15 protein-coding genes are annotated in these 13,775 nt (G+C 70.0%); 12 read left to right on the forward strand and 3 right to left on the reverse strand.

All coding sequences use genetic code 11. The annotated features are described in order from the left end of the window. Window positions 1-108: 108 nt before the first annotated feature. The 3 genes from ACWH43_RS22100 (at window position 109) to ACWH43_RS22110 (ending at window position 2,566) form a co-directional block, all read left to right on the forward strand. A complete protein-coding gene (locus ACWH43_RS22100; RefSeq protein ID WP_158446793.1) occupies window positions 109-1,005 on the forward strand; it encodes a 2-dehydro-3-deoxygalactonokinase in 897 nt (298 codons plus the stop codon). Next, window positions 1,002-1,919, forward strand: coding sequence for a ribokinase (locus ACWH43_RS22105; RefSeq protein ID WP_260349248.1), 918 nt, complete (start codon window positions 1,002-1,004; stop codon window positions 1,917-1,919). The genes ACWH43_RS22100 and ACWH43_RS22105 overlap by 4 nt, the downstream gene beginning before the upstream one ends. Window positions 1,920-2,056: 137 nt before the next feature. Beyond that, on the forward strand, window positions 2,057-2,566 hold the full coding sequence (locus tag ACWH43_RS22110; RefSeq protein WP_158446792.1) for a retropepsin-like aspartic protease family protein: 510 nt from the start codon (window positions 2,057-2,059) through the stop codon (window positions 2,564-2,566). Window positions 2,567-2,613: 47 nt separating this feature from the next. Here ACWH43_RS22110 and ACWH43_RS22115 read toward each other — a convergent pair whose 3' ends face one another. The 3 genes from ACWH43_RS22115 to ACWH43_RS22125 all read right to left on the reverse strand — a co-directional run bounded on the left by ACWH43_RS22115 (window position 2,614) and on the right by ACWH43_RS22125 (window position 4,514). After that, window positions 2,614-3,237, reverse strand: a complete 624-nt coding sequence (locus ACWH43_RS22115) for a TadE/TadG family type IV pilus assembly protein (protein WP_260349247.1) — start codon at window positions 3,235-3,237, stop codon at window positions 2,614-2,616. After that, on the reverse strand, window positions 3,234-3,851 hold the full coding sequence (locus tag ACWH43_RS22120; protein ID WP_158446790.1) for a TadE/TadG family type IV pilus assembly protein: 618 nt from the start codon (window positions 3,849-3,851) through the stop codon (window positions 3,234-3,236). The genes ACWH43_RS22115 and ACWH43_RS22120 overlap by 4 nt, the downstream gene beginning before the upstream one ends. 162 nt (window positions 3,852-4,013) lie before the next feature. Then, entirely contained in the window at window positions 4,014-4,514 is a 501-nt protein-coding gene (locus ACWH43_RS22125) for a pilus assembly protein N-terminal domain-containing protein (protein WP_158446789.1), read from the reverse strand. A 413-nt stretch (window positions 4,515-4,927) separates the two neighbouring features. Between ACWH43_RS22125 and ACWH43_RS22130 the strand changes: the two genes are divergently transcribed. The 9 genes from ACWH43_RS22130 (at window position 4,928) to ACWH43_RS22170 (ending at window position 13,644) form a co-directional block, all read left to right on the forward strand. Then, on the forward strand, window positions 4,928-5,104 hold the full coding sequence (locus tag ACWH43_RS22130; protein ID WP_158446788.1) for a Flp family type IVb pilin: 177 nt from the start codon (window positions 4,928-4,930) through the stop codon (window positions 5,102-5,104). An 84-nt stretch (window positions 5,105-5,188) separates the two neighbouring features. Next, complete coding sequence (locus ACWH43_RS22135; protein ID WP_158446787.1) at window positions 5,189-5,701, forward strand: A24 family peptidase; 513 nt, start codon at window positions 5,189-5,191, stop codon at window positions 5,699-5,701. Between the two features lie 123 nt (window positions 5,702-5,824). Continuing rightward, window positions 5,825-6,610: a Flp pilus assembly protein CpaB gene (gene cpaB, locus ACWH43_RS22140; RefSeq protein ID WP_158446786.1), complete on the forward strand. Its 786-nt coding sequence runs from the start codon at window positions 5,825-5,827 to the stop codon at window positions 6,608-6,610. Next, complete coding sequence (locus tag ACWH43_RS22145) at window positions 6,607-8,070, forward strand: type II and III secretion system protein family protein (RefSeq protein ID WP_158471818.1); 1,464 nt, start codon at window positions 6,607-6,609, stop codon at window positions 8,068-8,070. The genes cpaB and ACWH43_RS22145 overlap by 4 nt, the downstream gene beginning before the upstream one ends. Window positions 8,071-8,142: 72 nt before the next feature. Beyond that, window positions 8,143-8,844, forward strand: a complete 702-nt coding sequence (locus tag ACWH43_RS22150; RefSeq protein WP_260349246.1) for a CpaD family pilus assembly protein — start codon at window positions 8,143-8,145, stop codon at window positions 8,842-8,844. Further along, window positions 8,841-10,109 (forward strand): AAA family ATPase, encoded by a 1,269-nt coding sequence (locus ACWH43_RS22155; RefSeq protein ID WP_158448440.1) that lies wholly within the window; start codon window positions 8,841-8,843, stop codon window positions 10,107-10,109. The genes ACWH43_RS22150 and ACWH43_RS22155 overlap by 4 nt, the downstream gene beginning before the upstream one ends. Window positions 10,110-10,217: 108 nt before the next feature. After that, entirely contained in the window at window positions 10,218-11,654 is a 1,437-nt protein-coding gene (locus ACWH43_RS22160) for a CpaF family protein (protein ID WP_158471931.1), read from the forward strand. Window positions 11,655-11,681: 27 nt separating this feature from the next. Beyond that, window positions 11,682-12,659 carry a type II secretion system F family protein gene (locus ACWH43_RS22165; RefSeq protein WP_158444255.1) on the forward strand — a complete coding sequence of 326 codons (978 nt, stop codon included), beginning with the start codon at window positions 11,682-11,684 and terminating at the stop codon, window positions 12,657-12,659. Between the two features lie 7 nt (window positions 12,660-12,666). After that, window positions 12,667-13,644, forward strand: coding sequence for a type II secretion system F family protein (locus ACWH43_RS22170; protein WP_158444256.1), 978 nt, complete (start codon window positions 12,667-12,669; stop codon window positions 13,642-13,644). Window positions 13,645-13,775: the final 131 nt, after the last annotated feature.

Raw genomic sequence — 13,775 nt, forward strand, 5'->3', positions numbered from 1 at the left:
ATTCGCACCGAGATTCGCGCTCCCGCGGCCGGCGGACAAGCCGGTGCAAGCGGGCCTTGACCGCGCCCGTCGGGGCAGGGACATTCGCGCTCCCTTCTGGAGCCTGCCATGCCCGAACCACTGATCGCGCTCGACTGGGGCACGACCCGCGCGCGCGCCTATCTGATCTCGGAGAGCGGCGAGGCCGTGCAGAAACGCCTCGCCGACCAGGGCATCCAGTCTGTTCCGGCCGGCGGCTATCCGGCCGCCTTCGAGGCGCTGGCGGGCGATCTGCGCCGGGCCGCCCCCGAAGCCGCGATCGTGCTGGCCGGCATGGTCGGCAGCCGCAATGGCTGGGTCGAGGCGCCCTATGTCGCCTGCCCGGCCTCGCCGGAGGAGATCGCCGCCGCCGGCATCGCGGTCGACCTCGCCGCCGGGACCCGGGCGACGATCCTGCCGGGGCTGAGCTGCGACGACGGCGCCTTCGACGTGATGCGCGGCGAGGAGACGCTGGTCGTCGGCCTCGGCCTGGCGGACGGCCTCGCCTGCCTGCCCGGCACCCATTCGAAATGGGCGGAGATCCGCGGCGGCCGCATCACGCGCTTCGCCAGCTTCATGACCGGCGAGGTGTACGGGCTGCTGCGCAACCACTCGATCCTGGCGCGCCTCGCCGAGGAGCCCAGCGGCGAGGATGCCCGCGACGGCGCCGCGCGCGGCCTCGCCGCGGCCGCCCGCCCGGCCGGCCTGCTCAACGCCGCCTTCGCGGCGCGGACCGAGGTCCTCGCCGGCCGGATGAGCGGCGGCGCGGTCGGCCCCTTCCTCTCCGCGCTGCTGGCGGCGCAGGAGATCGCCGGCGCCCAGGCCCTGTTCGGCCGCACCGGCCGCATCCATCTCGTCGCCGACGGCATTCTGGCGGAAAGCTACGGCGCGGCCCTCGCCGCGGCGGGGATCGAAGTCGCCGTCACTGCGCCGGAGGCCGCCTTCATCGCCGGCGTGCGGCGCCTCGCCGCCGGCCTGGCCCGATGATCGTCGTCTTCGGCTCGATCAATATCGACCTCGTCACGCGGGTCGAGCGCCTGCCCGGCGCCGGCGAGACCGTGCTGGGGCCGGACTATGCGGTCCATCCCGGCGGCAAGGGCGCGAACCAGGCGCTCGCCGCGCGCCGCGCCGGCGCCGCCGTGACATTGATCGGGGCGGTCGGCCGCGACGATTTCGCCACGACGGCGCTGTCCCTGCTCGCGGCTGACGGAGTCGCGCTGCGCCATGTCGCCCGCCTGCCGGCCCCCACCGGGGCCGCCTTCATCGCCATCGACCCGGAGGGCGCGAACCAGATCATCGTCGCCGCCGGGGCCAATGCCGGGGCGCGACCCGACGCCCTGCGGGAAATGGCGCCCGGACCGGGCGACATCCTGCTGCTGCAGCGCGAGGTGCCGGAAGAGGCCTGCCTGGAGGCCGCGCGCCTGATGAAAAGCGCCGGCGGGCGCGTCGTCCTCAACCTCGCCCCGGCCGGAGCGCCGGCACCCGCCCTGCTCGACCTGCTCGACATCCTGGTCGTCAACGAACACGAGGCGCGCGTGCTCGCCCAGTCGCTCGGCTGGCCGGAGTGCGAGCCGGACGCCATTGTCCGGCGGCTCGACGCCGAGCGGGGCATCGCCGGCATCGCGACGCTGGGCGCGGCCGGCGTCGTCGCCTGGCAGGGCGGCCGGCGCGAGCGCCTCGCGGCGCCGGCGGTCGCCGTCGTCGACACCGTCGCCGCGGGAGACAGCTTCACCGGCGCCTTCGCCGCCGCGCTGGCGAAGGGCGGCGAGCTTGCCGACGCGCTGCGGCAGGGGCTGGCGGCAGGGTCCCTCGCCTGCACCCGCAGCGGCGCGCAGCCGAGCATCCCGCGCGCGGCCGAGATCGCGGCTCTCGCCGGGCGCAGCTTTCCGCAAGGCCGGTAAGCGGGATCGAGACCGATCGCGGCGCAATCCTCCCCGCCGCGTTTCCGGCCCGATCCGGCAGCGCGTTCACCCTTCGTCAGTTCAAACCGGGCAAGCTCCCGGCAGCCGCCCCCGCGGCGACAACCGGAGCGGACATCATGGCGAATCCCTCGCGCTGGGCCTTGGGCGTCGCCGCGGCCGTGATCGGCGCGGCCCTGTCCTACACCCATTGGATCGCCCCGGCGCCCGACGCCGAGGGTCCGGCCGCGGCGCCCGCGGCCCCGGCATCGCGCGGCCCGGCCGTTCTCGCCGTGGCGGCCGATTATCGCGGCCATTACCTCGTGCATCCGACGATCGACGGCTATCGCGTCAGGATGATGGTCGACACGGGCGCGAGCCTCGTCGCGCTCACCGCCGAAGACGCCCGCGCCCTCGGGATCCGGGCCGGCGAGGGCGCGCGCCGGACGCTGCTGAACACGGCCAATGGCAGCGTCGCCGCCACCCGCACCGTGCTGCGCGAGATCCGGCTCGGCGAGATCGTCCTGCGCAATGTCGACGCCGTGGTGATGCCGCCGGGCGCCCTCTCCATGAGCCTGCTCGGCAACTCCTTCCTCGGCCGCCTGCGCGGCTACGAGGTGCAGACCGGGCGGATGGTGCTGCGCGGCTGACGGCCCGCGCGGGGCCGGACTCGCCACCGGCCGCGGACGTCGTCCGGTCAGTAGTTGGGGCAGGGATTCACATCCGTCTTGAGCACCTGCTCGATATTGCCGGTGCCGGCGGCGATGCCGCCGCGCGGGCGCGTATAGACCGGCTCGTCGCCGAGCTTGATCACGGCCGGCACGACATAGTCGACCATCGGCAGCGACGCTACGAAGGGCCGGTAATCATAGCTGGCGCGCGCCATGATCACGGAGGTGCCCGGGACCTTGATGCTGTCGGGCAGCACCACCGAATCCCCGCGCTTGAGCGCCGCGCCGCTGGACGAAGCCGCGCTCCAGCACACGCGCGCGACGCCGTTCGCCTCGATGACGACGCTCGTGATCACCATGGCGGCCTTGGTGGCGTCATAGGGCATCAGGACCGCCTCCGCGGCGCCGAAGATGTCGGTGACGTCGCTGGGCGAAACCGACTGGGCCCGCGCGGTCAGATCCGCCAGGGTCGAGGTCAGCAGCCTGACCTTGCGGGCGGCCATGACCCCGTAGACGGTGTTGGCCATGCCGCACAGCACCAGCAGCATCACCGGCAGCACGAAGGCGAACTCGATGGCGGCGACGCCGCGCTCGTCGCTGCGCAGCCGTTTCCAGGGCCGCCGGCCGGCAAGGCGCAATCTCGCGATCACGTTCCGCTCCCTCCCGCGGGCTGCGCCACATAGGGCTCGGCCCGGAACGCCACGCTCGCGACCAGGCCGCGGCGATCCGCGCCGATATTCACGAGCTCCGGCGCCGCCCAGCCCATGAAGAGCAGCTTGTATTCGAGCACGGCGCGGACGACCGCGATCTGCTTCGGCTGCGGCGTCACATAGCCGAAGCCGCTCGTGTCGAGGACGCCGCCATTCATCGGGCTGCCCAGGTTCCGGGCGCTGCCGAAATCGGAAAACACCTTCACGTCGACATGGAGCCTCGAGCAGTCGATCATGGGCATCGACGTCTCGGCGCAGATGTCGTTGCGGAAAGCCGCGGCGTTGACCGCCGGGTCGCTGGAGACGTAGCGCCCGGCCGCCTCGCCCGTCAGCAGGCGGCGCGACGCCTTGGACAGCGATTCCTCCAGGACCTCGTTGGTCCAGAACATCATCGCGAGCTCGAAGATCGCCAGGAGAAGCCCGAGGAACGGCAGCGCGACGATGCCGAACTCGATGGCCGCCGCCCCGTCCTGGGAGCGACGGAAGCGGGCGATCAACCGCCTCTTGCCGAGATCCGGAGGCCTGGCGCCGCCGGCATGGGGATTGGCCGTCATCCGATCCGCGTTCCGCTGTTGCTGCCGGGCCCGCGCCCGATGGCAGTCCTTCTAGCGCGAAAGAATTTCGGATCGGTTAGAAGCGGTCCGCCTTACTCTGCGGCAAGGCGAAGGGTTCGTTTACCAAGCGCGGGGCGCGCGGGTGCCACTTCGCGGAGGATATCACTTGGAGCCGGTGGCGAGCGCATTCCGGCTGGTGATCTGGGCGCCGGCCTCGCCGAAAAACTTCTGCGCGTCGCCGAGCTGGACCGAGGGCTGGCAGTCGGGCGTGCAGGAATAGCTCTGGCGCTCCATGCCGCGCTGGACCGTCAGGACGGAATCGGAAGCCGCGCCCACGCGCACGAGCGATTCCGCCAGCAGCGTGCCGCCCGCATCGAGCGCGATCAGGTTGGTGACCCCGAAGCTCTTGCCGGTCACCACCATCACGCCATTGCGCTGGACGGCGACGTCCGCGATCGCGGGGTTGCCGACGATGACGGTCTGCGCCTTCGCCGGAAGGCGGACGACCTTGGCGTGGTCGACGAGCACCACGACGCTCTCCAGCGCCCCGTCCTGCGGCGCCGCCTGCGCCAAACCGGCCGCGAGGAGCGATCCGAGCACCAGGCCCGCAAGGGTCCGGCAGGCGCGGGAACGATGTCCTGCCAGGCTCGGGAGAATGAACATGGGGCGCCTCGAAGTTTGCGACGCCGCCAGCAAAGCGCAAAATGATGAATTAAACCCTAAACCGGGGCAACCTAGCGTTCCGACCTGCCGCACGGCGGCATGACCAAGGGGAATCACATGGGGCGAGGCTCTTTCCCCGAGCGGGAATCGCCGATTCAACCAGGTGTCGCCGACCGTTTAAATCCACTGTTTACCGTTAAATACCTTATTTCACGCCCAAACCCTTGAATATTTATCGCATTTTAATTTGTAAATCCGCCGTTAACCACAGAGTAAATCCCGATCGAACTTCGCCACTTCTTGGATCCGCTTAAGAGTTCGGCAAGAGGCGCTCGCTAATGTCGGTCCTGTCGCTGACCGAAGCCACCTAGAGCGAAGGCAGCAGTCAAACCGTGGTAAGAGGAGTTCCCAACATGACCAAGCTTTTCGCTCGCTTCGCCAAGGACGAGTCCGGCGCCACCGCCATCGAGTACGGCCTGATCGCGGCCCTGATCGCCGTCGCCGCCATCGGCGCGATGACCAGCCTCGGCACCAGCCTGAGCGGCCTGTTCGGCAAGATCGGCGGCAAGCTCGACGGCGCCGTCAAGTGATTTCCTGAAATCACATGAACGCGTCCCTGTTCCGACGGGGACGCGTTTTTGTTCTTCAGGGCCTCCGCCGGAAAGGTCTTCCCGATGTCGCTCCCCCTCGTCGCTGTCCTTGGCCTGTTTCCCTTCGCCATGGCTTATGCGGCAGCGAGCGATCTCGTCTCGATGACGATCTCCAACCGGCTGTGCCTTTCCCTGGCCGCAGGCTTCGCCGGCCTCGCCGCCCTGCTGGGATTGGGCGCCATCGACATCGGCTGGCATCTCGCTGCCGGGCTGCTCGTGCTCACCGTCGCCTTCGGCCTGTTCGCGGCCGGATGGATCGGCGGCGGCGACGCCAAGCTCGCGGCGGCCACCGCGCTCTGGTTCGGCTTCGACCAGCTCATGCCCTATCTGGCCACCGCCGGCGTCCTCGGCGGCATCCTGACCCTGTTCATCCTGCGCCTTCGCTCCCGGCCCCTGCCGGCCGTCGCCGAAGGCTGGAGCTGGGCCCGGCGCCTGCATGCGGCCAATCAGGGCGTCCCCTACGGAATCGCGCTGGCTTTCGCCGCGCTTCTGGTGCTGCCCGAGACGGCGATCTGGCGGGCCGCGATCGGCGTCTGAGGCGCTCGGTTGCCGCTACGGCAGGAAATGCCGCAAGTATACCTCTCATTAACCATAAATTGACGTTTCCGCCACACGATCCCGGCCGAGGGCCAGCCCCGCCTGGCCGAGGATCGAACGTCAATGAGCCCCGCTCGCATCATCATTCTCCTCGTCGCGCTGGCCGCAGGGCTGGGGGCGGCGTTCCTCGTCCAGAAACCTTCGCAGGCGCCCGCCCCCGCCGCCAGGGTCGAGCCGGCGCCGACGGTGCCGGTCCTGGTCGCGAATGGCGAGATCCCGGTCGGCAACACCGTCTCCGCCAACGACCTGCGCTGGCTCGACTGGCCGCTCGCCAGCGTGCCCGCCGGCGTGATCCGCAAGGACGAGGCGCCGGAGGCCGAGAAGGAGATCACCGGCCAGGTGGCGCGCTACGCCCTGCTCGCCGCCGAGCCGATCCGCCGCGAGAAGCTGATCAAGACCGACGGCACCGGCTTTCTCTCCGCCGTGCTGCCCTCCGGCATGCGCGCCGTCGCGATCGCGACCGACAGCCGCGGCGCCAGCACGGCCGGCGGCTTCATCCTGCCCAATGACCGGGTCGACGTGATCGCGACATCGCGCGGCGAAACGGACAGCGGCTCGGGCGGCGAGACCCATGTCAGCGAAACCCTGCTGCGCAACATCCGCGTCCTCGCCATCGGCCAGAACGTCCAGGAGCGCAACGGCGAGAAGGTCGTCGTCGGAGAGACCGCCACGCTCGAGGTCGACCCCGGCCAGGTCGAGACGCTGGTGCAGGCGCAGAAGAGCGGCTCGCTCTCCCTGGCGCTGCGCAGCCTGAAGGATGCCGGCGAAGCGGCCGAGGCCTCCGCCCGCAACGAGAATGCGATGACACTGGTGCGCTACGGCGTCACCACCAAGAGCGTGAAGCCATGACCCGCCGCCCCGCCCGCCCCGCCCTTGCCGGCGCCGCCGCCGCGCTCCTGCTCGCTCTCGCGGGCGAAGGCGCCCTCGCCCAGGCGACCGGCCCCGCGCCGGTCCTCAATGTCAGCAGCAGCGACCACGCGCTCTCGCGCAAGCTCGACCTGTCGATCGGCCGCTCGCTCGTGGTCGAGCTGCCGCGCGACGCCAAGGAGGTCTTCGTCGCCAATCCGAAGGTCGCCAACGCCGTCGTCCGCACGGCGCGCAAGCTCTTCGTCATCGGCATCGCCGACGGCGCGACCTCGATGTTCGTGATGGACGCCGAAGGGCGCCAGATCACCGCGCTCGAGATCAATGTCGGGCGCGACCTCAACGTCCTGCGCCAGACGCTGCGCACCGCGCTGCCGAATTCGCAGATCGAGGTCAAGCCCGCCGGCAACTCGATCCTGCTGGTCGGCATGGTGCCCAACGCCTCCGAGGCGACGCAGGCGGTCGACATCGCCAACGCCTTCGTCGGCGTCACCGGCGGCCTGTTCACCTCCAACAAGGGCTCCGTCATCAATTCGCTGACGATCCGCGGGCGCGACCAGGTGATGGTCAAGGTCGTCGTCTCCGAGGTCTCGCGCAAGGCGATCAAGCAGCTCGGCATCAACTCCACCGGCGAGTGGAAGCTCGGCAAGTTCTCGCTCACGCCCTCGATCGACAACCCCTTCCCGCTGCAGCCGCAGCAGCTCTCGGCGACGGCGATCGGCGCCGGCATCGGCAATTCCCAGAACTTCACCCTGCGCGCGCTGGAGCGCGCCGGCCTGGCGCGCGTCCTCGCCGAGCCGACCGTGACCGCGATCTCCGGCGAAACCGCCAAGTTCACCGCGGGCGGCGAGGTCCCCACCCCCAAGGGCCAGAACTGCTCCTATGATTCCTTCAACCGCCGGACCTGCCAGATCCAGATCGAATACAAGCCGGTCGGCGTCGCGCTGAACTTCACGCCGATCGTGCTGTCCGACAACAAGATCAGCATGCGGATCGCCACCGAGGTGACCGAGCTCGATTTCGAGAACCAGTTGCGCCTGAGCGGGGCCAATGAGGAAAGCCTCAACATGCCGGCCTTCCGCGTCCGCAAATCCGACACCACCGTCGAGCTGCCCTCGGGCGGCACCCTCGCCACAGCCGGCCTGATCCAGCGCGTCACCAAGCAGTCGCTGAACGGCATGCCCGGCCTGATGAACCTGCCGATCATCGGCACGCTGTTCCGCTCCCGCGACTACCAGCGCGAGGAGACCGAGCTGATGATCACCGCAACGCCCTACATCGCCAAGCCGATGCAGCCGACGCAGGTGCAGCGCCCCGATGACGGCTTCGTCGAATCCCACGACTCCCAGGCGATCCTGCTCGGGCGGCTCAACAAGATCTACGGCAGCGGCGGCGGCCCGGTCCCCCAGGCCTATCGGGGCCGGGTCGGCTTCATCGCCGACTGACCGGGTGACGCAAGAACGGATGGCTTGACGATGATCGCATCTTCCCGGTCGAGTGGCCCGCCCGCGGCGCAGATGGCAGCGGCTCTCCTCCTCGTCGGCGCGCTGGCCGGCGGCTGCGCCGGCAAGGGCGAGACCACGGCCTCGCTCGCCCCCGACGACGTGCGCGAGCGGCACCCGATCGTCCTGCGCGACGCGCCCCGCCATCTCGACGTCTTCGTCGGCCGCGCGGGGGCGGGGCTCGATTTGCGCCAGAGCGAGGACGTCGTCGCCTTCGCCCGCGACTATCGCCGCTCCGGCCGGGGCGGGCTGGTCGCCGAGGTGCCGACCGGGGACAGGCGCGACCGCGCGACGCGGGACACGCTGGGCGGCATCCGCGCGGCGCTGGCGCGCGGCGGCGTCTCGCCCGGCGCGCTGACGGTGCGCGGCTACCCCGTCCAGGACCCCGGGCTGGCTTCGCCGATCCGGCTGAGCTTCGCCTCGCTGCAGGCCGCGCTGCCGCATGAATGCGGGCAGTGGCCGACCGATCTCGGCAGCTCGAACTACAAGTTCTCGGCCTCGAACGAGCCCTACTGGAACCTGGGCTGCGCCTCCCAGGCGACCCTGGCGGCCCAGGTCGCCGATCCGATCGACCTGGTGCGCGCCCGCGACGAGGGCCGGCCGGACATCGCCAAGCGGATGGGCGCCATCGCCAAGATCCGCGAGGGCAAGGACCCGTCGACGCAGTACCGGACGACGACGCCCCAGATCAACTCGACGGTCGGAGGCGGGTCATGACGCTGCCCGAAGCGGGAGAGCTCCAGGCGGCCGCCGCCGGCGGCGAGGAGATCATCGCGCCGCTGCCGCGCGTCACCCTCCAGGCCTTCTGCGAGACGCCGGCCGTCGCCGCCGCGATGCAGGCGGTGGTGGCCGACCGGCGCATGGACAAGGCCCATGCCCGCATCCAGATGGGCGGGCCCGTCGCCGCGGTCGAGGCCTTCCGCGCCTCCCCCACCCCCAACATCATCGTGCTGGAGACCGTCTCCGCCCCCGCGACGCTGATCGCCAATCTCGAGGCCCTGTCGGAGAGCTGCGATTCCGGCACCAAGGTCGTCGTCATCGGCCATGTCAACGACGTGCAGCTCTATCGCGACCTGATCCGGCGCGGCGTCAGCGAATATCTGATCGCCCCGCTCGAGACGCTCGACGTGCTGCGGACCCTCTCGGAGCTCTATGTCTCGCCGGAGGCGCGCCATCTCGGCCGCATCATCGCCGTGACCGGCGCGAAGGGCGGCGTCGGCGCCTCGACCATCGCCCACAACACCGCCTGGGCGATCGCCCGCAATCTCGACGCCTCGACGGTGATCGTCGACCTCGACATCGCCTTCGGGACGGCCGGTCTCAACTTCAACCAGGACCCGCCGCAGGGCATCGCCGAGGCGATCTTCGCGCCCGAGCGCCTCGATTCCGCCCTGCTCGACCGGCTGCTCTCGCGCTGCAGCGACAATCTCGCGCTGCTCGCGGCGCCCGCCATGCTCGACCGGACCATCGACCTGAGCGAGACCGCGCTCGAGCAACTGCTCGATCTGCTGCGGGCGAGCGTGCCCTGCATCGTGCTCGACGTGCCGCATCAGTGGAGCGCCTGGGTGAAGCGCACCCTGCTCGGAGCGGACGAGCTCGTGATCGTGGCCGAGCCGGAGCTCGCCTCGCTGCGCAACGCCAAGAACTTCATCGACCTGGCGCGCGCGGCGCGCCCCAACGACGCCGGCGCCCGGCTGGTGCTCAACCAGGTCGGCATGCCGAAGCGGCCGGAGATCCCCACGGCCGAATTCGCCAAGACCCTCGGCACCGAGGTGCTCTCGGCCATTCCCTTCGATGCCCAGCTCTTCGGCACCGCCGCCAACAACGGCCAGATGATCGCCGAGGTCCAGGCCGGCAGCAAGGCGAGCGAGGCCTTCACCCAGATCGCCAGCGCGCTCACCGGCCGGGGCGAAGCCCGGCGCGGCAAGCGCCGCCTGCTCGAGCCGCTGGTCTCCAAGCTGAAGCGCCGCAAAGCCTCATGACGCGGCGCGACCTGACAGACCTTCCCGCTCTCGCGGCGCCGGCTCCGGGCCATGCGGCTTCGGCCGTGGCCGGGCGCGGCGCCGGCGCGTCCGCCGGAGGCGATTGAGATGTTCGGCAAGCGATCCCCCGGCGCCGCGGGCGCCGCCCCCCTCGCGGCGCGCGCGCCCGCCGCTCCGGCCCCGCGCCGGCCCGAGCCGGCGGCCGCCCCGCCGGAGGACCGCAAGAGCGCGCCGCCGGAGACGGCGCGCTCCGAAGAATACTACCAGATGAAGAGCATGATCTTCGGGGCGCTGATCGAGGCCATCGATCTGTCGCAGCTCGCGAAGCTCGATGCGGAATCGGCGCGGGAGGAGATCCGCGACATCATCAACGAGATCATCTCGCTGAAGAACGTCGTGCTCTCGATCGCCGAGCAGGAGGAGCTGCTCGACGACATCTGCAACGACGTGCTCGGCTACGGCCCGCTGGAGCCGCTGCTGGCGCGCGACGACATCGCCGACATCATGGTCAACGGCGCCGGCCGCACCTTCATCGAGACCGGCGGCAAGATCCAGCTCACCAATGTCCGCTTCCGCGACAATGCGCAGCTCATGAACATCTGCCAGCGCATCGTCAGCCAGGTCGGCCGGCGCGTCGACGAGGCTTCGCCGATCTGCGACGCCCGCCTCGCCGACGGCTCCCGCGTCAACGTCATCGCCCCGCCGCTGGCGATCGACGGCCCGGCGCTGACCATCCGCAAGTTCAAGAAGGACAAGCTGACCCTCGACCAGATCACCAAGTTCGGCGCGGTCTCGCCGCCGGGCGCGGAGATCCTGAAGATCATCGGCAAGGTCCGCTGCAACGTCGTCATCTCCGGCGGCACCGGCTCCGGCAAGACGACGCTGCTCAACTGCCTGACCAACTATATCGAGCATGACGAGCGCATCATCACCTGCGAGGACGCGGCCGAGCTCCAGCTCCAGCAGCCGCATGTGGTGCGCCTGGAAACCCGCCCGCCCAACCTCGAGGGCACCGGCGCGGTGACGATGCGCGACCTCGTCAGGAACTGCCTGCGCATGCGCCCCGAGCGCATCATCGTCGGCGAGGTGCGCGGCCCGGAGGCCTTCGACCTGCTCCAGGCGATGAACACCGGCCATGACGGCTCGATGGGCACGCTGCACGCCAACACCCCGCGCGAATGCCTGAGCCGCATCGAATCGATGATCACCATGGGCGGCTTCTCGCTGCCCTCGAAGACGCTGCGCGAGATGATCTGCTCCTCGGTCGACGTCATCATCCAGGCCCAGCGCATGCGCGACGGCTCGCGCCGCATCACCCACATCACCGAGGTGATGGGCATGGAAGGCGAGGTCATCATCACCCAGGACCTGATGACCTACGAGGTGCTCGGCGAGGACGCCGCCGGCAAGCTGATCGGCCGGCACCGCTCCACCGGGGTCGGCCGGCCGCGCTTCTGGGAGCGGGCCCGCTATTTCGGCGAGGAGCAGCGCCTGGCCGCCGCCCTCGACCAGCTCGAACAGGCGAGCGAGAGCCATGCGGCCTGAGCGCGCACAGATGCGGAGCGCCCTGCCATGACCGCGAGCACGCTCGCCGTCGCCGCCCTGGCCATGCTCGCCGTCGGCGGCGTCTTCTACGCCCTGTTCTACCCGGCGCTCAGCGGCGAGAAGCGGGCCGAGAAGCGGCGCAAGGAATTCGCCGCCCCGGCCGCCGTCCGCGGCATCGACCGGGAGGCGCAGGCCCGGATGAAGCGCGGCCAGATCGCGCAGAGCCTGAAGGAGATCGAGAGCCGCGAGAACGCGCGCAGCAAGGTCCCGCTCGAAACCCGCATCGCCCAGGCCGGGCTGAGCTGGACGCGCCGGAAATACCATGTCGTCAGCGCGATCACGGCCGTGGTGCTGGGCCTGATCCTGTTCGTCGCGAGCGGCAACGCCATTCTCGGCGTCACCGGGCTGTTCGTCGGCGGCTTCGGCCTGCCGGCCTGGTTCCTCAAGCGCAGCCGGGCCAAGCGCCTCAAGAAGTTCGGCGTCGAATTCCCCAATGCGCTCGACGTGATCGTGCGCGGCATCCGGGCCGGCCTGCCGGTCAGCGACTGCCTGCGGATCATCGCCAGCGAGGCGGCCGAGCCGGTGCGCGGCGAGTTCCGCCAGATCATCGAGTCGCAGACGCTGGGCCTGCCGCTGGCGGAGGCCTCGGTGAAGCTCTACGAGCGCATGCCCTGCGCCGAGGCGAATTTCTTCGGCATCGTCATCGCGATCCAGCAGAAGACCGGCGGCAACCTCTCCGAAACGCTCGGCAACCTCTCGCGCGTGCTGCGCGAGCGGCGCAAGATGCGCGACAAGATCCAGGCCGTGTCGATGGAGGCCAAGGCCTCGGCCGCGATCATCGGGGCGCTGCCGCCCACCGTGATGCTGCTCGTCTATCTGACGACGCCGAAATATATCGAGCTGCTCTGGCAGACCCAGAGCGGCAAGCTCGCCCTGGCCGCCAGCGGCGTCTGGATGCTGATCGGCGTGCTGGTGATGCGCAAGATGATCAACTTCGAGATCTGAGGCCGCGATGATCACCCTCATCGTCAGCAGGATCACCGACCCGCAATTCCTCCTGGCGCTGCTGGCCGCCGTCGCGGCGGCGGCCACGGTGCTGACCATCGCGATCCCGCTGACCGAGGGCAGCAGCCTGCAGCGGCGGATGAAGAGCGTCGCCACCGAGCGGGACAAGATCCGCGCGCGCGAACGCGAGAGGCTGAACCGGCAGGGCGAGCGGGTGAGCCTGCGCCACGAGCCGAAGGCGTTCATGCGGCGCATCGTCGAGCGCTTCAAGCTGGGCGACTGGCTCGGGACCGAGAACGCCAAGCGGCAGCTCGCCATGGCCGGCTATAGGGGCCCGCAGGCGGAGATCGGCTTCCTGTTCTTCCGGCTCGCGGTTCCCGTCGGCCTCTTCCTCTTCGCGCTGTTCTACGTCTTCGTCGTCAACGGCTTCGGCCAGTCCTTCATGATCAAGGTCGGCATCGCCATCGCCGCCGCCTATCTCGGCATCAAGGCCCCGGAGATCTTCCTGTCGAACCAGATCAGCAAGCGCCAGTCCTCGATGCGCCAGGCCTTTCCCGACGCGCTCGACCTGCTGCTGATCTGCGTCGAATCCGGCATGTCGATCGAGCATGCCTTCCGCAAGGTCTCGACCGAGATCGGCGGCCAGTCCGTGGCGCTGGCGGAGGAGTTCGGGCTGTGCACGGCGGAGCTCTCCTATCTGGCCGAGCGCAAGGTCGCCTATGAGAACCTCGTGCTGCGGACCGGGCTGGAGGGCGTCAAATCGCTTTCCACGGCGCTGGTGCAGGCGGAGCGCTACGGCACGCCCATCGGCACCGCCCTCAGGACGCTGGCGCAGGAAAGCCGCGACCAGCGCATGAACGCCGCCGAGAAGAAGGCCGCGGCGCTGCCGCCGAAGCTCACCGTGCCGATGATCATCTTCTTCCTGCCGGTGCTGTTCGTCATCATCCTGACGCCGGCGCTGATCCAGGTCTTCAAGTGGAAATAACACCCCGGTGTCTGCTTCCTTTCATGGAGACAGGACACTGTTCCGGGGCTGACCCGGAATCCATCGTCGAACGCGACGCCCATCGCTCGATTCCCGATCGGCGCCGCTCGCGCGGCTGATCCGGAAACGAC

It is taken from the genome of Allobosea minatitlanensis (genome assembly GCF_964020775.1).

What these genes read in the sequence shown, in the direction of transcription:
- ACWH43_RS22100 (WP_158446793.1), top strand. Translation starts at nt 109, where the DNA reads ATGCCCGAACCACTGATCGCGCTCGACTGGGGCACGACCCGCGCGCGC.
- ACWH43_RS22105 (WP_260349248.1), top strand. Translation starts at nt 1,002, where the DNA reads ATGATCGTCGTCTTCGGCTCGATCAATATCGACCTCGTCACGCGGGTC.
- ACWH43_RS22110 (WP_158446792.1), top strand. Translation starts at nt 2,057, where the DNA reads ATGGCGAATCCCTCGCGCTGGGCCTTGGGCGTCGCCGCGGCCGTGATC.
- ACWH43_RS22120 (WP_158446790.1), bottom strand. Translation starts at nt 3,851, where the DNA reads ATGACGGCCAATCCCCATGCCGGCGGCGCCAGGCCTCCGGATCTCGGC.
- ACWH43_RS22125 (WP_158446789.1), bottom strand. Translation starts at nt 4,514, where the DNA reads ATGTTCATTCTCCCGAGCCTGGCAGGACATCGTTCCCGCGCCTGCCGG.
- ACWH43_RS22130 (WP_158446788.1), top strand. Translation starts at nt 4,928, where the DNA reads ATGACCAAGCTTTTCGCTCGCTTCGCCAAGGACGAGTCCGGCGCCACC.
- ACWH43_RS22135 (WP_158446787.1), top strand. Translation starts at nt 5,189, where the DNA reads ATGTCGCTCCCCCTCGTCGCTGTCCTTGGCCTGTTTCCCTTCGCCATG.
- cpaB (WP_158446786.1), top strand. Translation starts at nt 5,825, where the DNA reads ATGAGCCCCGCTCGCATCATCATTCTCCTCGTCGCGCTGGCCGCAGGG.
- ACWH43_RS22145 (WP_158471818.1), top strand. Translation starts at nt 6,607, where the DNA reads ATGACCCGCCGCCCCGCCCGCCCCGCCCTTGCCGGCGCCGCCGCCGCG.
- ACWH43_RS22150 (WP_260349246.1), top strand. Translation starts at nt 8,143, where the DNA reads ATGGCAGCGGCTCTCCTCCTCGTCGGCGCGCTGGCCGGCGGCTGCGCC.
- ACWH43_RS22155 (WP_158448440.1), top strand. Translation starts at nt 8,841, where the DNA reads ATGACGCTGCCCGAAGCGGGAGAGCTCCAGGCGGCCGCCGCCGGCGGC.
- ACWH43_RS22160 (WP_158471931.1), top strand. Translation starts at nt 10,218, where the DNA reads ATGTTCGGCAAGCGATCCCCCGGCGCCGCGGGCGCCGCCCCCCTCGCG.
- ACWH43_RS22165 (WP_158444255.1), top strand. Translation starts at nt 11,682, where the DNA reads ATGACCGCGAGCACGCTCGCCGTCGCCGCCCTGGCCATGCTCGCCGTC.
- ACWH43_RS22170 (WP_158444256.1), top strand. Translation starts at nt 12,667, where the DNA reads ATGATCACCCTCATCGTCAGCAGGATCACCGACCCGCAATTCCTCCTG.